The sequence below is a fragment of the Rhizobium sp. OAE497 genome, from assembly GCF_040546565.1.
Taxonomy (GTDB): domain Bacteria; phylum Pseudomonadota; class Alphaproteobacteria; order Rhizobiales; family Rhizobiaceae; genus Rhizobium.
Genome location: NZ_JBEPOA010000001.1, coordinates 1,847,391 through 1,868,128, shown reverse-complemented (window position 1 = coordinate 1,868,128; position 20,738 = coordinate 1,847,391). Strand labels below are relative to the sequence as shown.

Annotated in this window: 18 protein-coding genes and 1 pseudogene; 14 read left to right on the top strand and 5 right to left on the bottom strand. The window is 63.8% G+C overall.

Annotation, left to right across the window (positions count from 1 at the left end; all coding sequences use genetic code 11):
* Positions 1 to 34 precede the first annotated feature (34 nt).
* Entirely contained in the window at positions 35 to 493 is a 459-nt protein-coding gene (locus ABIE40_RS09665) for a GNAT family N-acetyltransferase (protein WP_199629620.1), read from the top strand.
* On the opposite strand, the gene ABIE40_RS09660 is transcribed toward ABIE40_RS09665, so the two are convergent.
* Together ABIE40_RS09660 and parE are read right to left on the bottom strand one after the other, a co-directional pair.
* Positions 494 to 1,687: an AI-2E family transporter gene (locus ABIE40_RS09660; RefSeq protein WP_354540991.1), complete on the bottom strand. Its 1,194-nt coding sequence runs from the start codon at positions 1,685 to 1,687 to the stop codon at positions 494 to 496.
* A gap of 293 nt (positions 1,688 to 1,980) precedes the next feature.
* Positions 1,981 to 4,039: pseudogene (gene parE, locus ABIE40_RS09655) on the bottom strand (DNA topoisomerase IV subunit B).
* 215 nt (positions 4,040 to 4,254) lie between these two features.
* Here parE and ABIE40_RS09650 point away from each other — a divergent pair.
* The 8 genes from ABIE40_RS09650 to ABIE40_RS09615 all read left to right on the top strand — a co-directional run bounded on the left by ABIE40_RS09650 (position 4,255) and on the right by ABIE40_RS09615 (position 11,626).
* Entirely contained in the window at positions 4,255 to 5,139 is an 885-nt protein-coding gene (locus tag ABIE40_RS09650; RefSeq protein ID WP_199629623.1) for an alpha/beta hydrolase, read from the top strand.
* A 135-nt stretch (positions 5,140 to 5,274) separates the two neighbouring features.
* Positions 5,275 to 6,045, top strand: coding sequence for a triose-phosphate isomerase (gene tpiA, locus ABIE40_RS09645; protein ID WP_112716271.1), 771 nt, complete (start codon positions 5,275 to 5,277; stop codon positions 6,043 to 6,045).
* Between the two features lie 93 nt (positions 6,046 to 6,138).
* Positions 6,139 to 6,684 carry a preprotein translocase subunit SecG gene (gene secG / locus ABIE40_RS09640; RefSeq protein ID WP_199629624.1) on the top strand — a complete coding sequence of 182 codons (546 nt, stop codon included), beginning with the start codon at positions 6,139 to 6,141 and terminating at the stop codon, positions 6,682 to 6,684.
* Positions 6,685 to 6,825: 141 nt separating this feature from the next.
* Positions 6,826 to 8,454: a CTP synthase gene (pyrG, locus tag ABIE40_RS09635; protein WP_112716267.1), complete on the top strand. Its 1,629-nt coding sequence runs from the start codon at positions 6,826 to 6,828 to the stop codon at positions 8,452 to 8,454.
* Positions 8,455 to 8,517: 63 nt separating this feature from the next.
* Positions 8,518 to 8,739, top strand: a complete 222-nt coding sequence (locus ABIE40_RS09630) for an antitoxin MazE family protein (protein WP_199629625.1) — start codon at positions 8,518 to 8,520, stop codon at positions 8,737 to 8,739.
* Positions 8,736 to 9,059 carry a type II toxin-antitoxin system PemK/MazF family toxin gene (locus tag ABIE40_RS09625; protein WP_199629626.1) on the top strand — a complete coding sequence of 108 codons (324 nt, stop codon included), beginning with the start codon at positions 8,736 to 8,738 and terminating at the stop codon, positions 9,057 to 9,059. Before ABIE40_RS09630 ends, ABIE40_RS09625 begins: the two co-directional genes overlap by 4 nt.
* Positions 9,060 to 9,095: 36 nt before the next feature.
* A complete protein-coding gene (locus tag ABIE40_RS09620) occupies positions 9,096 to 9,566 on the top strand; it encodes an SRPBCC domain-containing protein (protein ID WP_199629627.1) in 471 nt (156 codons plus the stop codon).
* Positions 9,567 to 9,787: 221 nt separating this feature from the next.
* Complete coding sequence (locus ABIE40_RS09615) at positions 9,788 to 11,626, top strand: ABC transporter ATP-binding protein (protein ID WP_199629628.1); 1,839 nt, start codon at positions 9,788 to 9,790, stop codon at positions 11,624 to 11,626.
* Between the two features lie 35 nt (positions 11,627 to 11,661).
* On the opposite strand, the gene ABIE40_RS09610 is transcribed toward ABIE40_RS09615, so the two are convergent.
* Entirely contained in the window at positions 11,662 to 12,750 is a 1,089-nt protein-coding gene (locus tag ABIE40_RS09610; protein WP_199629629.1) for a citrate synthase/methylcitrate synthase, read from the bottom strand.
* Positions 12,751 to 12,834: 84 nt separating this feature from the next.
* On the opposite strand from ABIE40_RS09610, the gene ABIE40_RS09605 reads away from it, so the two are divergent.
* The 5 genes from ABIE40_RS09605 (at position 12,835) to ABIE40_RS09585 (ending at position 19,236) form a co-directional block, all read left to right on the top strand.
* Positions 12,835 to 13,971: a citrate synthase gene (locus ABIE40_RS09605; RefSeq protein ID WP_199629630.1), complete on the top strand. Its 1,137-nt coding sequence runs from the start codon at positions 12,835 to 12,837 to the stop codon at positions 13,969 to 13,971.
* A 136-nt stretch (positions 13,972 to 14,107) separates the two neighbouring features.
* Positions 14,108 to 14,629, top strand: a complete 522-nt coding sequence (locus ABIE40_RS09600) for a FecR domain-containing protein (protein WP_199629631.1) — start codon at positions 14,108 to 14,110, stop codon at positions 14,627 to 14,629.
* Between the two features lie 6 nt (positions 14,630 to 14,635).
* A complete protein-coding gene (locus tag ABIE40_RS09595) occupies positions 14,636 to 16,498 on the top strand; it encodes a CHASE2 domain-containing protein (protein ID WP_199629632.1) in 1,863 nt (620 codons plus the stop codon).
* Positions 16,499 to 16,608: 110 nt separating this feature from the next.
* Positions 16,609 to 18,570, top strand: coding sequence for a DEAD/DEAH box helicase (locus ABIE40_RS09590; protein WP_199629633.1), 1,962 nt, complete (start codon positions 16,609 to 16,611; stop codon positions 18,568 to 18,570).
* Positions 18,571 to 18,609: 39 nt separating this feature from the next.
* Positions 18,610 to 19,236 (top strand): class I SAM-dependent methyltransferase, encoded by a 627-nt coding sequence (locus ABIE40_RS09585; RefSeq protein WP_199629634.1) that lies wholly within the window; start codon positions 18,610 to 18,612, stop codon positions 19,234 to 19,236.
* A 41-nt stretch (positions 19,237 to 19,277) separates the two neighbouring features.
* Here the strand turns inward: ABIE40_RS09585 and ABIE40_RS09580 are convergent, their stop codons facing one another.
* Positions 19,278 to 19,982: an SDR family oxidoreductase gene (locus ABIE40_RS09580; protein WP_130278308.1), complete on the bottom strand. Its 705-nt coding sequence runs from the start codon at positions 19,980 to 19,982 to the stop codon at positions 19,278 to 19,280.
* A 107-nt stretch (positions 19,983 to 20,089) separates the two neighbouring features.
* Positions 20,090 to 20,278 carry a hypothetical protein gene (locus ABIE40_RS09575; RefSeq protein ID WP_112716245.1) on the bottom strand — a complete coding sequence of 63 codons (189 nt, stop codon included), beginning with the start codon at positions 20,276 to 20,278 and terminating at the stop codon, positions 20,090 to 20,092.
* Positions 20,279 to 20,738 lie beyond the last annotated feature (460 nt).

Genomic DNA, 20,738 nt, shown 5'->3' with positions numbered 1-20,738 from the left:
CGTCATGCAAGCCAGCCGGGAAAGCAGGAGCAGCATGACCGTTAGCATCGCCCTCGAATCGCCGCGCCAGCCTGAGGTCGTGCGCCTGCTCGACCTTTCGGATGCCTATGCGGCCTCGCTTTATCCGGCAGAGAGCAACCATCTCGTCGATCTCTCGACGCTGGAGAAGCCTTCGGTGAGCTTCTTCGTGGCGCGCCATGACGGCGCTGTCGTCGGCTGCGTGGCGCTCGTCGAGGCGGGTGACGGCACCGCCGAGATCAAGCGAATGTTCGTCGATCCGCAAGCGCGCGGGCTGCGCGTGGCGAGCCGGCTGATGGATGAACTCGAGACACAGGCAAGGAGGCGCGGGCTCGGCGCAATCCGGCTCGAGACCGGCATCCGCCAGCCCGAAGCGATCGGCCTTTACCGCAAGTATGGCTATGTCGAGATCGAACCGTTCGGGTCCTACCAGCCGGACCCGCTCAGCCTTTTCATGGAAAAGCGGCTCGGCTGATCAGCCGTCGGCAGCCCGCTGCGAAGGCGGCGCCTGTTCGTCGATGATGATTTCGGGGCCGGTGCCGCTCTGATCCGAGGTGCGGACCTCGTGCATCCATTCACGCCAGATGGCGACCAGAAGCGCCATCAGCACCGGGCCGATGAAGAGCCCGAGGAAGCCCATGGTCTTCACGCCGCCGACCAGGCCGAAGAAGGTTGGCAGGAACGGCAGCTTGATCGGACCGCCGACAAGCTTGGGGCGGAGCGTCTTGTCGACGATGAAGAGCTCGACGCTGCCCCAGATGAAGAGGCCGGCGCCGGCGAAATGCGAGCCGCTGGCGACGAGATAGACCGAGACCAGCGTGAAGGAGAGCGGCGCGCCGCCCGGGATCAGCGCCATGATGCCGGTGAGAACGCCGAGCGTGACGGGCGAGGGGACGCCGGCGATCCAATAGGCGATGCCAAGCACGATGCCTTCGCCGATGGCGATCAGCGTCATGCCCATGACGGTCGAGCTGATCGTCGCCGGCACGACGCGGGAAATGCGCTCCCAGCGGTTCGGCAGAATGCGCTCGCCGAGCATGTCGATCTGTTTCGAGAAGGACGCGCCATCGCGATATACGAAGAACAGCGCGATCAGCATGAAGAGCAGCGTCAGCAGCAGGTGGAACGAGGCGCCGCCGGCGGCGAGGACCGCGCGGTAGATATTGCCGATATTAGCGCCGCTGACGGCCTGGATGACTTCACCCATGGAGCCGGGGCTGCCGATATATTTCGTCCAGAGCTCGTCGATGTAGGGACCGGCGAAGGGCAGGGCGAGGATCCATTGCGGGGTCGGGGCGCCCATACGGTTGGCGCGGATCGCCCAGGCGACCCATTCGCGCACTTCGCCGGTCGTATAGGTGACGGCAAAGACGATCGGGATGACCAGGAACGTGACGATCAGGATGATCGCCACCGTCGCCGCAACAGTGGTATTGCCGCCGACGCGCGCCAGCAGCTTGCGATAGAGCGGCCAGCTGGCAAAGCCGATGACCAGCGCGGCGAGAACCGGGACGACGAAGCCGTAGAAGAAATAGACGCCGGCCGCGACGATCAGAATCAGAAGCCAGCGGGCAGCCGAAATCGAGGGAATGAGAGGCGTGCGGGCAGGCGCGGACGGACCAAGCCACCGCGGCTCGCCTGGCAGTTTGTTTTTATTCGAGAGGCTCACGTCGTTCCCTGCTTTTCTTCTCAACCACGGATATGGGCCATCGTGCCACCGGACGCAAGCATTTCGGCCAGGAAATACCCGTTGGTCCGGTCGCGCCAAGGAACATGCCGCGGTTGGCATAGCGCTTCGTGCTGAAGGCAGTGTGACGGCAATTTCCTGCCAGAGTGTTGATCGCCGGACAAAAGATCATGCAGGCCATGCAACGAGAAATCGCAACGGCATGGAAACGCCAAACGAAAACAGCGCGACGGACAGAACCGTCGCGCCGTTTCGAGAGCCCTGAAGGCTATGTCTCAGATGTCGAGATTATCGGCGAAGGCGGCGCGATCCTGGATGAAGCGGAAGCGGGCTTCCGGCTTCGTACCCATGAGATCGTCGACGGCCGTGCGTGTACCCTCGAAATCGACTTCGTCGATCAGCACGCGCAGCATCGTGCGCTTGCTCGGATCCATCGTCGTTTCCTTGAGCTGTGCCGGCAGCATTTCGCCGAGACCTTTGAAGCGGCTGATCTCGACCTTCTTGCCCTTGAACTCCGTGGCGATCAGTTCGGCGCGATGGGCGTCGTCGCGGGCATAGGCCGACTTGGCGCCCTGGCTGATCTTGTAGAGCGGCGGAACGGCGAGGAACAGGTGACCGCCGCGCACGAGCTCCGGCATTTCCTGGTAGAAGAAGGTGATCAGCAGCGAAGCGATATGCGCGCCATCGACGTCGGCATCGGTCATGACGATGACGCGCTCGTAGCGGAGATCTTCCTCACGGTATTTCGAGCGGGTGCCGCAGCCGAGCGCCTGGACGAGGTCCGAGAGCTGCTGGTTGGCGCCGAGCTTTTCACGGCCGGCGCTGGCGACGTTGAGGATCTTGCCGCGCAGCGGCAGGATCGCCTGATTGGCGCGGTTGCGCGCCTGCTTGGCGGAGCCACCTGCCGAGTCACCCTCGGACGATGAAGAGCTCGGCCCCCTGGGCGGTGTTCTGCGAGCAATCGGCAAGCTTGCCGGGCAGGCGCAGCTTGCGCACGGCAGTCTTGCGGTTGACTTCCTTTTCCTTGCGGCGGCGCAGGCGCTCTTCGGCGCGCTCGATGACCCAGTCGAGCAGCTTGGCCGCCTCGTTCGGGTTGTCGGCAAGATAGTGATCGAAGGGGTCGCGGAGCGCGTTTTCGACGATGCGCTGGGCCTCGACGGTCGCCAGCTTGTCTTTTGTCTGGCCGACGAATTCCGGCTCGCGGATGAAGACCGAGAGCATGCCGACGGCCGAGATCATCACGTCATCGGTGGTGATCTGCGCGGCGCGCTTGTTCTGCGTCAGGTCGGCATAGGCCTTGAGGCCCTTGGTGAGCGCGATACGGAGACCCGCCTCATGCGTGCCGCCTTCGGGCGTCGGGATGGTGTTACAGTAGGAATGGACCTGCGGGTCGCCGCCGTACCAGGTGATCGCCCATTCGAGCGAACCATGGCCGCTTGCCTTCTCCGACTTGCCGGCGAAGATCTCGCGGGTGACGGTGAATTCCTTGCCCATCGTCGCCTGGAGATAGTCCTTCAGGCCGCCGGGGAAGTGGAAGACCGCCTTGTTCGGAACATCCGAGCCTTCAGGCAGGACGCCCTCATCGCAGCTCCAGCGGATTTCGACGCCGCCGAAAAGATAGGCCTTCGAGCGCGCCATACGGAAGACGCGGGCGCCATCGAATTTCGCATGATCGCCGAAGATCTGCGGATCGGGATGGAAGCGCACGCGGGTGCCGCGGCGGTTGTGAACATCGCCGAGGTCCTCGAGCCCGCCCTGCGGCAGGCCGCGCGAGAAGCGCTGGCGGTAGAGTTTGCGATTGCGGGCAACCTCGACTTCCAGATCATCCGACAGCGCGTTGACGACCGAAACGCCGACGCCGTGCAGACCGCCCGATGTCTCGTAGGCCTTGCCGTCGAACTTACCGCCGGCATGGAGCTTGGTCATGATGACTTCGAGCGTCGACTTGCCGGGAACCTGCGGATGGTTCTCGACCGGGATGCCGCGGCCGTTATCGGTGACGGTCAGGTAACCCTGGAGATCGAGATGAACCTCGATGAAATTGGCGTGACCAGCAACCGCTTCGTCCATCGCGTTGTCGATGACTTCGGCGAAGAGGTGGTGCAGCGCCTTTTCGTCGGTGCCGCCGATATACATGCCGGGGCGCATGCGCACCGGTTCAAGGCCCTCGAGGACACGGATCGACGAGGCGCCGTAATCGTCGCCATTCGATGTTGCCGGGGCAGGGCGTGCCGTTGCCGCGGGGGCCGCGGCAGGGGCGGGAGCTGGCTTGGGTGCCTCTTCCTGCTTGGGCGCGAGAGGCATTCCGGAGAAGAGGTCGTTGCTGTCTTCCATGGAGTCGTTCAGATCTTCAATCCTGTTCGGGCGGCACGTCCGCCGGGGCGTGACCCAAAATCACCGCATTTGATGTCACGTTTGCGAATCAGGCAGATTTTGCCAGAAAGCGCCTCGTTACGCGACGCCGCCCGATTTGGCGGAATTCTCTAGAATTGGTTTGCGTTGCCGGGCGCGGAATGGCAAGCGGACTTATCTCTGAGGAAACCGCTCGCATGAAAATGTCCACAAGTCATTGCATGATTATCACCGCAATTGCGGCCTTTTTGCTGTCCGGCACCATAAGCAGTGCTTCGGCGGACGCGCTTCCGCCCTACAAGGACGAGCTGTTTTCGGCGCAGACTGTGATGCAGACGTCCGATAACGGCGCCTTCGAAACCATCAATTACGACGAAATGCGCGATATCAACGGCCGCGACCAGATCCCGGAACAGCGCGTCCAGCAGAAATACGTGTCGCTCGGCATCCGCAAGCTGCAGCAGGACGAAACCTTGTCGCTCAACGGCCACAGGTTGGATGTCACCAGGGTGGGACCGATCGACAATGCGGCCTTCACCGTGATCTTCATTCACGGCCGCGACGGCACGCGCAGGCTCGGCGCCAACGACTTCACCTTCGGCGGCAACTTCAACCGGGTGAAGAACCTCGTCGCCGGAAATGGCGGCACCTATTATTCGCCGACGGTCAGGACTTTCGACAGCGACGGCGTTGCCAACATCGTCGAACTGATCCGCTATGCCAGCGAAAAGTCGGGCGGGCGGCCCGTCATACTGTCCTGCGCCTCGATGGGCAGCCAGATCTGCTGGGGCGTCACCCGCGATGCGGCGAGCGTCAAGCGGCTGAAGGGCATGCTGATCATGAGCGGCGTGACCGATCCCGATTTCACCAAGAGCGCCTTCTACAAGGCCAAGCTGCCGATGTATTTCGCCCATGGCAGCCGCGACCCGGTCTATGCAGCGACCGACCAGCAGGGACTGTTCGAGGCGCTCTACAAGTCCAAGTATCCGACGCGCTTCACGCTGTTCGATACCGGCAACCACGGAACGCCGATCCGGATGATCGACTGGCGCAAGGTGCTGAACTGGATTCTCGCTTCTTAGGCAAATCGGCGAGCCGATTTTAAGCATTCTGCACGCGAAACCGTCTTTTTCCCTTACGTAAGGGGCGGAAAGCTTTTCATTCGCTGCTGCTTTTGCTAAGGCCGCAGCATACCGGAAAAATGTGGAAGGCTTGGCATGACACCTGACGTGCGTCCGCTCGTGGCGGGGAACTGGAAAATGAACGGTACCCGCGACTCCCTCGATCAGATCAAGGCGATCGCAGAAGGTGTCAAAGGCCCGCTCTCGTCGAAGGTCGAAGCGCTGATCTGCCCGCCGGCGACGCTGCTCTACGTGGCGACGGCGCTCTGCACCGACAGCCCGCTGGCGATCGGCGCGCAGGATTGCCACCAGAAGCCGTCGGGCGCCCATACGGGTGATATTTCCGCCGAGATGATTGCCGATTGCTTTGGCACCTATGTCATCGTCGGCCATTCCGAGCGCCGCACAGATCATGCCGAGACCGACCATCTGGTGCGCGCCAAGGCTGAAGCTGCTTTTGCGGCCGAACTGACGGCGATCATCTGCATCGGCGAGACCGCCGACGAACGCAAGGCCGGCCAGACGCTCGATATCATCAAGCGCCAGCTTTCGGCCTCGGTTCCTGAAGCGGCGAATGCCGAGAATACCGTGATTGCCTATGAACCCGTCTGGGCGATCGGCACCGGCCTGACGCCGACTGTCGAGGACGTAGAGAAGGCGCATGCCTTCATGCGCGCCGAACTGACGGCGCGCTTCGGCGCCGAAGGCAAGAAGGTGCGCATTCTCTACGGCGGCTCTGTCAAGCCTTCGAACGCGAAGGAGCTAATGGGCGTTGCCAATGTCGACGGCGCATTGATCGGCGGCGCGAGCTTGAAAGCGGCCGACTTCCTCGCCATCTACGGCGCATACAAGGAACTCACTGCCTAAATCTGAGCTAAGGGCTTGGAATAGGCGAACGCCTCATGTAAAGAGCGCCAGATTTTTATTCGATGCCCGCCGTTTGCGGGCAGGACTGGACCCATGCAGACCGTATTGATTGTCATCCACCTCATGATCGTGCTGGCGCTTGTCGGCGTGGTGCTCATCCAGCGTTCGGAAGGCGGCGGCCTCGGCATCGGCGGCGGTTCCGGCTTCATGTCGGCGCGCGGCACGGCCAATGCCCTGACCCGCACGACGGCGATCCTGGCGACCCTGTTCTTCCTGACGTCGCTCGGCCTCGGCATTCTGACGCGCTACCAGGGCAACCCGACCGACATTCTGAACCGTATTCCGGCAACGAGCGGTCAGGGCAACGGCATTCTCGATTCGCTGGGCGGCGGCGCAAAGCCTCCGGCAAATCAGCCGGCCAATAACGGCGTTCCGAACAGCGGCGCAGCTGCTCCGGCTCATGCAGCACCTGCACCGACCGCTCAGGCACCGGCTGCATCGGCTCCGGCCGCTCCCTCTGCCCAGGCACCGGCTGCTACGGCTCCTGCCGCAGACGCTCCGGCTGCAACGCCGGCGCCGGCAACGCCCGCTACTCCTGCCGCTCCGGCCCAGCCGGGTGGCGTACCGACCGGACAATAAACCGGTCAGCGAAATAAACCGCCGGCAGGCCCAAGGGTCTGCCGGTTTTCTTTTGTTCAGATTTCACGCTGGCACCAAAAGTTCTGGAAAAGAATTTTTGGGCTGGTGGAATCGTTTTTGAGAAGGTATCCGGTGACTCCCATGGCGCGATACGTATTCATCACTGGCGGCGTGGTTTCCTCTCTCGGTAAAGGAATTGCGGCCGCGGCTCTCGGAGCGTTGCTGCAGGCCCGTGGTTATCGGGTGCGGCTTCGCAAGCTCGACCCCTATCTGAACGTGGACCCGGGCACTATGAGCCCGACCCAGCACGGCGAAGTCTTCGTCACTGACGACGGCGCGGAAACCGATCTCGATCTCGGCCACTACGAGCGCTTCACCGGGCGTTCGGCGACCAAGACCGACAACATCACCACCGGCCGCATCTACAAGAACATCATCGACAAGGAACGCCGCGGCGACTATCTCGGCGCCACCGTCCAGGTCATTCCGCACGTCACGAACGAGATCAAGGATTTCGTCATCGAAGGCAATGACGACTATGACTTCGTCATCTGCGAAATCGGCGGCACGGTCGGCGACATCGAGGCGATGCCGTTCATGGAAGCGATCCGCCAGCTCGGCAACGACCTGCCGCGCGGCACGGCGATCTATCTGCACCTGACGCTTATGCCGTATATTCCGGCAGCGGGCGAACTGAAGACCAAACCGACGCAGCATTCCGTCAAGGAACTGCAGGCGCTCGGTATTCACCCCGATATCCTGCTTGTTCGCGCCGACCGGGAAATCCCGGAAGCGGAACGCCGCAAGCTCTCGCTGTTCTGCAACGTCCGCCCGTCGGCCGTTATCCAGGCGCTCGACGTCGCCAATATCTACGACGTGCCGATGGCCTACCACAAGGAAGGCCTCGACAACGAAGTGCTCGCCGCCTTCGGCATCGAACCGGCTCCGAAGCCGCGTCTCGACCAGTGGGAAGAAGTCTGCAACCGTATCCGCACGCCTGAGGGCGAGGTGACGATCGCGATCGTCGGCAAGTACACGGGTCTCAAGGACGCCTACAAGTCGCTGATCGAGGCACTGCATCACGGCGGCATCGCCAATCGCGTCAAGGTCAAGCTCGAGTGGATCGAATCCGAAGTCTTCGAAAAGGAAGATCCGGCGCCGTATCTCGAGAAGGTCCACGGCATTCTCGTTCCCGGCGGCTTCGGCGAACGCGGCTCCGAGGGCAAGATCCTGGCGGCGCGCTTTGCCCGCGAGCGCAAGGTGCCGTATTTCGGCATCTGCTTCGGCATGCAGATGGCCGTCATCGAAGCGGCCCGCAGCCTTGCCGGCGTCGAAGATGCGTCCTCGACCGAATTCGGTCCTGCCAAGGAACCGGTCGTCGGCCTGATGACCGAATGGGTCAAGGGCAACGAGCTGCAGAAGCGCAACGCTTCGGGCGACCTCGGCGGCACGATGCGTCTCGGCGCCTACAAGGCGGCCCTGAAGAAGGGTACCAAGATCGCCGACATCTATGGCTCGACCGATATTTCCGAGCGTCACCGCCACCGCTACGAAGTCAATATCGACTACAAGGACCGGCTGGAAAACTGCGGCCTCGTCTTCTCTGGCATGTCGCCTGATGGCGTGCTGCCGGAGACGATCGAATATCCTGACCATCCCTGGTTCATCGGCGTTCAGTACCATCCGGAACTGAAGTCCCGCCCGCTCGACCCGCATCCGCTCTTCGCCAGCTTCATTGAGGCGGCAACCGAGCAGAGCCGCCTGGTCTGATCGATCACCCAATTTGACAATATCAATTGCCGCCCCCATGTTACATGTAACAAGGAGGCGGCAATGTCGTCTAATGTCAGCGCTCGCGTGAAGAAGAGACGGGACAGCCTCAGGGCTGCTGGCCTAAGGCCGGTGCAGATCTGGGTGCCCGATACCCGCCGCCCGGGTTTTCTCGACGAATGCCGCCGTCAATCGGCGGTCGTTGCCAAGGCTGATGCCGATGACGCCGGCCTCCATGGGTTCATGGAAGAGGCGCTGGCAGACCTGGATCCCGCCGAAGAATGAGACGTGGCGATCTGGTAACCGTCGCACTCTCAGGCGACTTCGGCAAACCGCGCCCGGCACTTATCATCCAATCCGACAATTTCGACGTGACCGATACCGTGACGCTGGTGCTGATTTCGGGAACGCTTGTCGACGCACCGCTCCTGAGGCTGACGATCGATCCGGATGCGGAAAATGGCCTGCGGAAGCCGTCGCAGATCATGATTGACAAGGCGATGACCGTCAGACGCGATCGCGTCGGCCTGCATTTCGGCCGGTTGAGCGACGAGGCGATGATATCGGTCACCCGGTCCCTTGCATTGTTTCTCGGCATTGCATGACTGGGCGGCAGGTCCTGTCGCGCTAGTTTGCCTCGCATGAACTCTCCCCGCACCACGACCGTCTCCCGCATCATCCACGCGCCTCCGGCCGCGATCTTTGCGGCGTTTCTCGACGCTGATGCCGTTGCGGCCTGGTTGCCTCCCGGTGATATGCGTGGCGTCGTCCATGCCTTCGAGGGACGGGAAGGCGGGGCGTTCAGCATGTCGCTGATCTATGCCGACGATGAGAGCGAGATGACCGGCAAGACGTCGGATAAGACGGACCGTTTCTCCGGTCGGTTCGCCAAGCTCATTCCGGATACGCTCGTCGTGTGGGCGACGACCTTCGACAGTGCCGATGCCGATTTCACCGGTGAGATGATCGTCAGCACACATTTGCTTGCCATCAGCGCTGGCACGGAAGTAACGATGGTGACGGAGAACATTCCGCCGGGTATCCGTCTCGAAGATAACGAGATGGGCTGCCGGGAAACGCTGCAGCAGCTCGCCAACTATCTCGGCGGCTGACGGGAGGATTCCCGCCTGCGGGCGTAGAGGGGTTCACAGGCGCAGCCGGAGATGGTAGAAATTTAGCTATCCGCCGGGCTTTCCCGGCACGAAGCGACCCATGGGGAGATCGTTTGATGAAAACCAACGGCACCGGAAACAACCGCTGAACAGCGTTGCCGTTTGGGCTGCCTGTTCGGTCCATCATCAAATGACATCATCCTGCCCCATGGAGGGCCTTCATGTTTCGTCGCTTCGAAGAGCTGACCGATCCTTTCCAATCCCATGCCGATGATACGCCGCCCGGCCGCGTCTGGCCGTTCATCTTCTCAACGCTAAAGCCGCTGCGCGGCACTGTCGCCGCAAGCCTGGCGCTGACGGCGATCGGCGCCGTCCTCGAAGTCTGGCTGATCGGCTATTCCGGCCGTCTGGTCGATACGCTGGCGGCCATCCGCCCAGACGAACTCTGGGAGCGCCATGGCAGCGAACTGATGTTCGCCGCCTTTCTGCTGCTCGTGGTCCGCCCGGGCACGGCAGTGCTCAACGAGGGGCTCGACGATATCGTCTTCCGGCCGAACGCGGTGGCGATGATCCACTGGCATGCGCTCCGGCATGTCAAACGCCAGTCGGTCGGATGGTTCCAGAACGATTTCTCCGGGCGCATCGCCTGGCGCGTTCAGGAACTGGGGAATAGCGCCACGGGTGTGGCCTATTCCGTCATCCACACGATCACCTATGTCGCGATCTATATCGCCGGGTCGTTCCTGCTGATGGCTTCGGTCGATCTCAGGCTGGTCATCCCGATGCTCATCTGGGTCGCGCTCTATTTCGCGCTGATGGCCTATATCATCCCGCGCATCAGGGAAGCATCGCAGCGCTTCCAGGAGGCCGATTCGGCACTGTCTGGCATGCTGGTCGACACATTCTCGAATATCGATACGATCAAGCTCTTTTCGCGGGATCAGGACGAGGACCGGGACAGCAGGCGCCATCTAGACATCACCCGGCGCGCCTTCATCCGGTCGCAGGTGCTTGAGGTCACCGTCAACAGCAGCATGGTGTTTCTGAGCAGCCTGCTGATGGTCAGCCTGATCGGCTATTCGATCCTGCTGTGGCAGGCAGGAAGCGCGCCGCTCGGCATGGTCGCGGCGGCCATTGCTCTCGGCTTCCGCATCACCGCCATGGCCGAATGGCTGTTGGATGCTGTTGCTTCGCTGTTCAACCATATGGGCGCGGCGCGCGACCAGCTCAGCACCATCGCTCAGCCTGTCGACATTCCCGATGCACCTGATGCCAAGGAGTTGCGGCTCGATGGCGGGACGCTGCGCTTCGAAAACGTCAGCCATCACTATGGCAAGGGGCAGGGCGGTCTCGACCGCGTCAGCCTGCATGTCGCCGCCGGAGAGAAGGTTGGGCTTGTCGGCCGCTCGGGTGCGGGAAAATCGACGCTCGTCAATCTGGCACTGCGCTTCTTCGAGGCGGAGAGCGGGCTGATCACCGTCGATGGCCAGGATATCCGCTCGGTGACACAGGAGAGCCTGCGCGGGTGCTTCAGCATGGTGGCGCAGAATGCGGCGCTGCTGCACCGTTCGGTGCGCGACAACATCGCCTACGGACGCGAGGACCTGCCGCAGGCGATGATCGAGGCGGCTGCCGTAAAGGCGCATGCCGACGGTTTCATTCCCGGCCTGCGCGATCAGCAGGGCCGCAGCGGCTATGATGCCCATGTCGGTGAGCGTGGGGTGAAACTTTCGGGCGGCCAACGCCAGCGCATCGCGCTCGCCCGCGCCATCCTGAAGAATGCTCCGATCCTTATACTGGACGAAGCGACTTCGGCGCTCGATTCCGAAGTCGAGGCGGCAATCCAGGACACGCTCTACGATTTCATGGAGGGCAAGACGGTGATCGCCATCGCGCACCGGCTATCGACGATCGCCCGCATGGACCGGATCGTCGTCCTAGATAGGGGCAGGATTGCCGAGGAGGGCCGTCATCAGGACCTGCTGGCGCGAGCCGGCATCTATCACCGGCTCTGGTCGCGCCAGTCCGGCGGCTTTCTCGGGGTCGATTCCGGAGATTGAGAAAAGGCCCAGCGCCGGAGCGCCGGGCTTTTGCGTCAGGCGGCTTTCGGCAGTGGGCCGACATAGACCGAGCGCGGGCGGATCAGCCGGCCGCGCAGCGCCTGTTCGCGGGCATGGGCGATCCAGCCCACTGTGCGGCCGATGGCGAAGACGCCGGTGAAGGACTCGCGCGGGAAGCCCAGCGCTTCCAGCAGAAGCGCCGTGTAGAACTCGACATTCACATCGAGCGGCCGGTCGGGCTTGCGCTCTCTCAGGATCGAGATCGCCGCAGCCTCGACGGCCTCGGCAAGCGCGATACGGTTGGCATCCACCTGACCCGTCGCTGTCAGCGGCTTCAGGGCGCCCTTCAAGGCGTCGGCGCGCGGATCGCGGACGCGATAGATGCGGTGGCCGAAGCCCATCAGCCGCTCGCCGCGATCGAGCGCATCGCCAAGCCATGTCTCAGCCTTGGCGGGCGTACCGATCGCATCCAGCATATCCAGAACAGGGCCGGGCGCGCCGCCATGCAGCGGGCCCTTGAGGGCGCTGACTGCGGCCAGCACCGATGACGTCAGTCCGGCCTGGGTGGAGGCGATGACGCGGGCTGCGAAGGTGGATGCATTCAGGCCGTGATCGGAAATCGTCACGAGATAGGCGTCGAGAGCCGCGGTCTGCTCGCGGCTCGGCTGGCGTCCCGTCAGCATCTTCAGACTGTCTGCCGATTGCGACAGGGCGGCGTCAGGCTCGATCGCCTGCTTTCCCTGCTGGAGCCGCAACACGGCAGGCAGGAAGACGGCGGGGGCGGCCATCAGGCGGATAGCGGTATCGACGTCCTCGCCATCCGGCAGGCGGGCGAGGAGGGCTCTCACGGCGTCGACGGGCGGCAAAGCGAGGATCTGGCCGTCGGCAGCAGCGACATGCGCGAAAACCTCCTGACGGGCCAGACCAAGGCGCTGCCGCAGCTCTTCCTCGGTGAGCGCCTCCGGCATCATGCCATCGAGCAGCAGCGTCGCCGTGCTCTCATAGGTGCTGTTCGCCACGAGGTCATCCAGCGATACGCCGCGGATGATCAGCCGGCCAGCTTCGCCATCGACATCCGACAGCTGGGTTTCGGCGGCAATGACGTCTTCAAGACCATTCTTCATCGGTGTTTCTCCTTTACCGGAGTAAAGATCGAGCCTAGATTAGTTGACGTCAATCTTGACGTAATTGATCAATGCGAGGCCTCCATGTCCTGGCTCTCCGCCGACGAGGCGCTGGCGCGTCTCGGCACCAAGCCGCAGACGCTTTATGCCAATGTCAGCCGTGGCCGTATTCGCGCCAAGCCGGATCCCGCCGATCCGCGCCGCAGCCTCTATCACACCGCCGACGTTGCCCGGCTCGCCGAGCGGCATGCCGGGCGGCGCAAGAGCGAGGCTGTCGCCGCCGAGGCGATCCAATGGGGCGATCCGGTTCTGCCCTCGGCAGTCTCGACGATTGCCGACGGGAGGCTCTACTATCGCGGCCGCGATGCCGCAGCACTTTCGGCGTTGGCGACGCTGGAGACGGTGGCGGCACTTCTCTGGGACATGCCGGGCGTGACGCTCCCGGAGGCAGCTGCCATGGAGAGGACACCCTCGATCGGTGATGCATTCGGCACGCTTGCCGCGCGGGTGACGCATGATCTGCCGAGCCTTGGCCGCTCGCGGGCTGTATTGCGCAATGAGGCTATCTCGGTCTTTGCAACAGTCAGCGCCGCGCTGGCGCCCGGTAGAGGCGATTTCACCCACGAGAAACTCGCCGACGCCTGGGGCAATCCAGACGCCACAGATTGCCTGCGGCGCGCCATGGTGCTGCTTGCCGATCACGAATTGAACGCGTCGACCTTTGCCGCCCGTGTCGCAGCCTCGTCGGGTGCGGCGCTTTCCGCGGCAGTTCTCTCCGGTCTTTCGGCACTTACGGGTCCGCTGCACGGCGGCGCCTGGCAGGGTGTTGCCGGGCTCGCGGCGCTGGCGACAACCATCGGTGCCGAGGCGGCCGTGCGCCGGACCTTGTCTCAGGGGCATGCGCTTCCCGCCTTCGGGCATCCGCTGTACCCGGATGGTGACATTCGCGCTTCCGAGCTCTTTGCGCATTTCGAACTGCCGCCGGTGTTCCGGGAATTGCGCCAGGCCGGTGAGGCGATGACCGGCGAGCAGGCCAATGTCGACTTCGCGCTGACGGCAATGGCGGCGAGCTTCGGCCTGCCGCAGGATGCGCCGATGGTGATCTTTGCGCTGGCGCGCACCTGCGGCTGGCTTGCGCATGCGATGGAGCAGGTCGAGGGAGGCCATCTCATCCGCCCCCGGGCGCGTTATTGCGGCCCGCCGCTTGCCGTCATCGGCTGACGCTTGCCAGCGCAGCCGCTTTTCTGCATACGGGATCAAGCTTTTGTTTTATGATGGCGAACCGGGAAACGGACTGGCCGTACGACGCCTCTGTATGGCGCAGCGGCGGCAGGTCTCAGCGATGTGGGGACGGATCATGGGCGTGGTTTCAGCAATCCTTCGCGGTTCCGCCGCGGCGTGCATCCTGCTTGCTCTGCCGGGCGCGGTGATGGCGCAGACCAATGGCTGCGCGCTGCAGAACGGTGATGGCGGCCGCCGCATCCTGCGCTGCCCGGGCGGCGTTACCGTGACCGCAGAGGCCGGTGCCAGCTTCACGCTCCACGACCGCAATGGCGACGGCAGCCCCGATAGCGTGTCGTTGCGCCGCAAGGCGATTCTCGTCGATGTCGACAGCAGCCGGCATAGCGGTGGTTTCCAGGTGGTGACACCGCAGGCGATCGCCGCCGTGCGCGGCACGCAATGGGCGGTCGATGTCGGTGGCGGGCAGACTTCGGTGCTCGTCGTTCGCGGCGCCGTCGGCGTGCGCCGCCCGCAGGGTGATCCCGTGGTGCTGCGGCCGGGCGAGGGCGTCGATGTCCGCAGCGGCACGGCGCCGCTCGAGGTGCGCCGCTGGCCGGGTCCTCGCGCTGCCGCACTCCTTGCCCGCCTCGGTCAGTAGCAACCGATGCCGCGCCAGTCTGTTATCGTCACCGCCGCACTGCTTGCCGCGGCACTCTGGGGAGCGTTCCTCGGGTCGCTGCAGCTTTCCGGCGGCGCCTCGTTTCTCGATCGCCCAGAAGCGACCCTCACCGATCTGAAGAGCACGCTGATCGGAGCGCGAAAGCCGCCGCCGGTCGCAACGATCGCGGCGATCGACGACCGGACCGCCGCCGAGCACGGCTATCCGCTCGACCGCGCGACGCTGGCGCAGGCAGTGACCGAGATCGCGGCGCTGAAACCGAAGGTCATCGCGCTCGATCTGCTGTTCGTCGATCCCGGCAGCGAGGCGGGTGACAGCGCGCTGACCACGGCGCTGCGTCTGGTGCCCTCGGTCATCGCCGGCGCCGCGGTCTTTCCGCAGAGCGCGCAGACTGTGGTCAGCGAGGCCAATGATCCGCTGGCGGCGATACCGGTGGCCCAAAGCCTGCTTCTGCCGCAGAAGCGCTTTGCGGATGTGGCGGCGACAGGGATCGTCAACGTCGCGACCGACCAGACCGGCGTGCCGCGCTTCATTCCGCTGCTGTCGCGCGGCGAGGGGCGAGTCGATGCGTCCTTCCCCCTCAGGACTGCATCCCTGGCCGTCGGGCACGACCCGGCTTTCCAGCCGGGTGCCATTTCCTTCACCGAGACCCGAATCCCGACCGACACAGGCCAGCGCCTGCCGCTGACCTTCTATGGCCCGCGCGGCACGATCCCGACGGTCAGCATCGCCGATGCGCTGGACGGCAAGCTCAGCGGGCAGGAAATCACCGACAAGGTGGTAGTGATCGGCGCGACCGTTACCGGCGGCGGCGATGTGTTCCCGACGCCGTTCGATCCGGTTCTGCCGGGTGTCGAGGTGATGTCGACGGCGATCACGCATCTCGTGGCGGGCGACAGCATCATCCGCGATCACAATATCCGGCGGCTCGATGCGACCATCGCCGTGCTGCTGCCGCTGGCGGTCATCGGTTTGCTTGCCTGGCGCCGCAGTCTGATCGGCTTCGTGCTGATTGCGCTCTTGTTTGTCACCTGGGCGATGATCAATGTCGCAGCCTTCCGGCAGGGATACTGGCTGAGCGCAGCGCTGCCGATTGCTGCGGCGCTTCCTCCGGCGCTGATCTTCGGCGCCGTACAGCTTTTCGCCGACCGCAGCAGTGCCCGCCATTTTGCGGCGCAGAGCGAGCTGTTGCAGCGGATCGAAGCGCCCGGTCTTGGCGAATGGCTGGCGCGCGATCCCTCATTCCTCTCTCAACCCGTCCGGCAGAACGCGGCCGTGATCTTCATCGACCTCTCGGGCTTTACCGGCATGAGCGAAGCGGTCGGCGCGGTCGCCGTGCGCGAAATCCTGAGCGGCTTCTTCGAGCTCGTCGATGAGGAAGCGCGTGCACATGGCGGGGCGATCACCAGCTTCATGGGCGACGGCGCGATGATCCTGTTCGGATTGCCTGAGCCGCAGGCCGATGACGCGACGCGGGCGGCCGCCTGCGCGCTGGCGCTTGCCGAGCGCACCCGCAGCTGGCTTGCACTCAATCCCGCCATTCCCGATGGCCGCAAGATCGGCTTCAAGATCGGCGTCCACTGCGGGCCAGTCGTGGCGTCGCGTCTCGGCACGGGCAGCCGCCAGCAGATCACGGCGACGGGCGATACCGTCAATGTCGCGAGCAGGCTGATGGAAGTGGCTGCGAGCCGCGGCTCGGAGATCGCCTTCAGTGCCGCATTGGTTCACGCAGCTTCTGCCGGTGGAACGCCACCGGCTGGCGGTGTGCTGGAGGGACCGTTCGAGACGCGCATCCGCGGCCGGGCCGGTGGCATCGAGGTCTGGTTACGGCGCCAGCAGGCGGCATGATCTCGCACTTTGACTTTTTGCGCGCGAAGAGATAGGAACGCGCAACCGTCCGGCCGGGCTGATCCCGGCCAAGGCGCAGGTGCGCCTGAAAATTCCGAAAGACAGATCACATGACAGAGATTAACGGCGTCGTTCCGGCGATCGCCAAGGCGTTGTCGAAGCGCGGCTATACGACGTTGACCCCGGTTCAGCAGGCGATGCTCGACCCGGCGCTGGCCGCTTCCGACGCACTTGTTTCCGCCCAGACCGGCTCCGGCAAGACCGTTGCCTTCGGTCTGGCGCTCGCTCCGACGCTGCTTGAAGACAATGACCGCTTCGAGCCGGCCGCCGAGCCGCTGGCGCTTGTTATCGCGCCGACCCGCGAACTTGCCCTGCAGGTGAAGCGCGAGCTGGAATGGCTTTATGAAATGACCGGTGCGCTGATCGTCAGCTGCGTCGGCGGCATGGATATCCGCAGCGAGCGCCGGGCGCTGGAGCGCGGCGCCCATATCGTCGTCGGCACGCCTGGCCGTCTCTGCGATCATATCCGCCGCAAGGCGCTCGACATGTCGGCGCTGAAGGCCGTGGTGCTCGATGAAGCCGACGAGATGCTCGATCTCGGCTTCCGCGAAGATCTCGAATTCATTCTCGAAGCAGCACCTGATGACCGCCGCACGCTGATGTTCTCGGCGACGGTACCGGCAGCGATCGCCAAGCTTGCCAAGAGCTACCAGCGCGACGCCGTGCGCATCTCGACGCAGTCGGAAGAAAAGCAGCATGTCGATATCGAATATCGCGCGCTGGCCGTGGCGCCTTCGGACCGCGAAAACGCCATCATCAATGTGTTGCGCTATTACGATGCGAAGAACGCCATTGTGTTCTGCTCGACGCGTGCGGCCGTCAATCACCTGACGGCGCGGTTCAACAACCGCAATTTCTCCGTCGTCGCACTCTCCGGCGAACTCACCCAGAACGAACGTACGCATGCGCTGCAGGCGATGCGCGACGGCCGGGCGCGGGTCTGCATTGCCACCGACGTCGCCGCTCGCGGCATCGACCTTCCGGGCCTCGACCTCGTCATCCATGCCGACCTGCCGACCAACCCGGAAACCCTGCTTCACCGCAGCGGCCGTACCGGCCGCGCAGGGCGCAAGGGCGTCAGCGCGCTGATCGTGCCGCTCAATGCCCGCCGCAAGGCCGAGCGTATTCTCGACGGCGCCGGCATCTCGCCGACCTGGGCACGCCCGCCGTCTGCCGAGGAGGTCATGCGCCGCGACGACGAGCGGCTGCTGGCCGATCCGATCCTTAGCGATGCAGACGTGCAGGACGACGAAATCCTCGTCAACCAGCTGATCGCCAACTATGGCCCCGAGAAGCTGGCGGCGGCCTTCGTGCGGCTCTACCGCTCCAACCAGTCGGCACCCGAGGACATTACCGAAGTGTCGCTCGATGGCGGTGCGCGCAAGCGCCGCGACAATGCCGATGGTCCGCGCGAACCGAGCCAGAAGGGTCCGCGCGACGATTTCGGCCCGAGCGTCTGGTTCTCGCTCTCGGTCGGCCGCAAGCAGAATGCCGAGCCGCGCTGGCTGATCCCGATGATCTGCCGCAACGGCAATCTGACGAAGCGCGAAATCGGCGCGATCAAGATGCAGCCGGAAGAGACTTTCGTGGAGATCGCAGCGGACAATGCCGAAGCCTTCCTGAAGGCGCTCGGCCCGAACAAGACGATGGAACGCGGCATCCGCGTCAATCGCCTGAACGGCATGCCCGATTTCAGCAAGCCGGCCGCCGGCAAGCCGCAGGGCAAGAAGGCCTACGAGGCCCGCCGCGACGACGATTTCCGCGAGGACCGGCCGAAGGCCAAGTTCAAGAAGGATTTCCAGACCGAAGGTGCGCCCGAGCGCAGCGACAAGCCCTGGAGCAAGAAGCCCGGCAAGGGCAAGTTCGAGGGCCAGGCGAAATTCGGCGACAAGCCCAAGTTCGGCGACAAGCCGAAGTTTGAAGGCAGGCCGAAATTCGAGGGCAAGGGCAAGCCCGAGGGCAAGGGTGGCTTTGCGCCGAAGGGCAAGTTCCCCAAGAAGAAGCAGGGCTGACAACAGTGGTAGCCGGCACATTGCCAGTGTGAGGCGTTGATGCCGGTCACCCCTGAAGACGCCGAAGCCTTCATCATCAGAAATCTCGAGCTTCGTCCGGCACCATCGGTGCCGGAGATCAGGCTTTATGCGGCGCATTCCGCAAGCCGGCTTGGCCGTCTCCCCGGTGGAGGCGGCGAGCCGCCTTACTGGGCCTATCACTGGGCCGGCGGCAGCGCGCTGGCCCGCCATCTACTTTCTCATCCCGAATGCGTGCGCGGCCGCGACGTCATCGACCTCGGCTGCGGTTCCGGCATCGTCGCAATTGCTGCGGCCATGGGTGGGGCGCGTGTTATGGCGATCGACACGGATGCCTATGCGGTCATGGCAACGCGGCTCAATGCGGCCGCCAATGGCGTGACGCTGGCGGTGCTGCAATCCGATCTGCTGGATGGTCCGCCGCCTGCGGCCGACGTCATCCTTGCCGGCGATCTCTTCTACAACCGGGCGCTTGCTAAACGCAGCCTCGCATTCCTACGCCACTGCCGGGATGCCGGTATCGAGGTGCTGATCGGCGATCCCGGGCGCAAGCCGCTGCCGCGCGCCAAGCTGAAGTTGCTGGCGAGTTACGCCGTCGCAGATTTCGGTGAAGGGGAAACGGAAAGCGGCGTCTATACGCTCGCTTGAAGTGACGCCCGCCGCACGACGCGAACGGGCGCCAGCATTTGTCAGACGGAGCGGGTCAGGCCGCCATCGACGCGCAGGTTCTGGCCAGTGATGTAACCGGCGCCATCAGAGGCCAGGAAGGCGATGGTGGCGGCGATTTCCTCGCTGGTGCCGTAGCGCTTCATCGGCACACTGTCGCGGCGTTCCTCGGTTGCCGGAAGGCTGTCGATCCAGCCGGGCAGAACGTTGTTCATGCGGATATTGTCGCCCGCATAGGTCTCGGCGAAGACCTTGGTGAAGGACGCCAGACCGGCGCGGAAGACCGCCGAGGTCGGGAACATCGCGCTCGGCTCGAAGGCCCAGGCGGTGGAGATGTTGATGATCACGCCTGATTTCTGCTTCTGCATCTGCGGTGTCACAAGCCGCGTCGGGCGGATGACGTTCATCAGGTAGACGTCCATGCCGCGATGCCAGTCTTCGTCGGTGATCTCGAGGATCGGCGCGCGCGGGCCATGACCGGCGCTATTGACGAGCACGTCGATGCGGCCCCATTCGGAAAGGGCACGATCGGTCAGCTTGCGCAGGTCGTCGTTCGACTGGTTGGAGCCGGTGACGCCGAAGCCGCCAAGTTCCTTGGCGAGCTCTTCGCCCTTGCCCGAGGAGGACAGGATCGCGACCTTGTAGCCGTCGGCTGCCAGGCGTTTCGCCGCCGCAGCACCCATGCCGCTGCCACCTGCCGTGACCAATGCTACCTTTTCAACCGCCATACTCGCCTCCATTGCCTATGCGCGCCGGAACCCGGCGCCGCGTCCAAATAACGGGTGCCGTGATATCATTCCGGTGCCGGGAAGGCGAGAGCGGTAAACGTGGCCGGCTACATCGCGAGGCGAAGGCGCATATCCTCCGGCTCCCGGTTCCGCTCGAAGCGGACGATGAGTTCGTCGAGCGCCACGCCGATATCGGCATCGCTCCATCCCTGGCTCTTCAGCCGCAGGAAGATCTCCTGCATGCGAAGCTTCAGGAACACGGCAAGATCGGGGTCTGAATCTTTGATCGAACGCATGGCTTTACTCTGAAATCCCTTGAGACAACGGATGACGAAAGAAAAAATGGGCTCGCCACGCGAAACACAGGCGAGCCCTATTGCCCTCGCAGGTCCGCCGACTTGCATCAGGCCGCCCGCCGAAGTGCAACGGGCATTGAATTGGAGGTTCGGAGGCGGGTCGGACGCCTCACGATCAGGTAACCATAAGACGCCGTTGGTGTCGCGTGACGTCGCCGTGACACGACCTTTGCGCGAATTAGCGTGTTTTACTTGCCTGCGACTGATCCGAAACATTCCACCTTGCGTAGTTCGTGCCGCAAATACGGGAATGTTTCATGCGCCTACTGATTATCGGATTGGGAATACTGGCGATCCTCGCCTGGGCAGCGGTCTTCTATGTCACGTCGGGAGCCTTCTAGGGCTACAGCATTTCACGCCGGCGGCGGCGCATTTCTCCATCGCAGGACGAGAATATTTC

Bases quoted from the DNA above. Each gene is read 5' to 3' on its own strand.
- ABIE40_RS09665 (WP_199629620.1), top strand. From the start codon at position 35: ATGACCGTTAGCATCGCCCTCGAATCGCCGCGCCAGCCTGAGGTCGTG.
- ABIE40_RS09650 (WP_199629623.1), top strand. From the start codon at position 4,255: ATGAAAATGTCCACAAGTCATTGCATGATTATCACCGCAATTGCGGCC.
- tpiA (WP_112716271.1), top strand. From the start codon at position 5,275: ATGACACCTGACGTGCGTCCGCTCGTGGCGGGGAACTGGAAAATGAAC.
- secG (WP_199629624.1), top strand. From the start codon at position 6,139: ATGCAGACCGTATTGATTGTCATCCACCTCATGATCGTGCTGGCGCTT.
- pyrG (WP_112716267.1), top strand. From the start codon at position 6,826: ATGGCGCGATACGTATTCATCACTGGCGGCGTGGTTTCCTCTCTCGGT.
- ABIE40_RS09630 (WP_199629625.1), top strand. From the start codon at position 8,518: ATGTCGTCTAATGTCAGCGCTCGCGTGAAGAAGAGACGGGACAGCCTC.
- ABIE40_RS09625 (WP_199629626.1), top strand. From the start codon at position 8,736: ATGAGACGTGGCGATCTGGTAACCGTCGCACTCTCAGGCGACTTCGGC.
- ABIE40_RS09620 (WP_199629627.1), top strand. From the start codon at position 9,096: ATGAACTCTCCCCGCACCACGACCGTCTCCCGCATCATCCACGCGCCT.
- ABIE40_RS09615 (WP_199629628.1), top strand. From the start codon at position 9,788: ATGTTTCGTCGCTTCGAAGAGCTGACCGATCCTTTCCAATCCCATGCC.
- ABIE40_RS09610 (WP_199629629.1), bottom strand. From the start codon at position 12,750: ATGAAGAATGGTCTTGAAGACGTCATTGCCGCCGAAACCCAGCTGTCG.
- ABIE40_RS09605 (WP_199629630.1), top strand. From the start codon at position 12,835: ATGTCCTGGCTCTCCGCCGACGAGGCGCTGGCGCGTCTCGGCACCAAG.
- ABIE40_RS09600 (WP_199629631.1), top strand. From the start codon at position 14,108: ATGGGCGTGGTTTCAGCAATCCTTCGCGGTTCCGCCGCGGCGTGCATC.
- ABIE40_RS09595 (WP_199629632.1), top strand. From the start codon at position 14,636: ATGCCGCGCCAGTCTGTTATCGTCACCGCCGCACTGCTTGCCGCGGCA.
- ABIE40_RS09590 (WP_199629633.1), top strand. From the start codon at position 16,609: ATGACAGAGATTAACGGCGTCGTTCCGGCGATCGCCAAGGCGTTGTCG.
- ABIE40_RS09585 (WP_199629634.1), top strand. From the start codon at position 18,610: ATGCCGGTCACCCCTGAAGACGCCGAAGCCTTCATCATCAGAAATCTC.
- ABIE40_RS09580 (WP_130278308.1), bottom strand. From the start codon at position 19,982: ATGGCGGTTGAAAAGGTAGCATTGGTCACGGCAGGTGGCAGCGGCATG.
- ABIE40_RS09575 (WP_112716245.1), bottom strand. From the start codon at position 20,278: ATGCGTTCGATCAAAGATTCAGACCCCGATCTTGCCGTGTTCCTGAAG.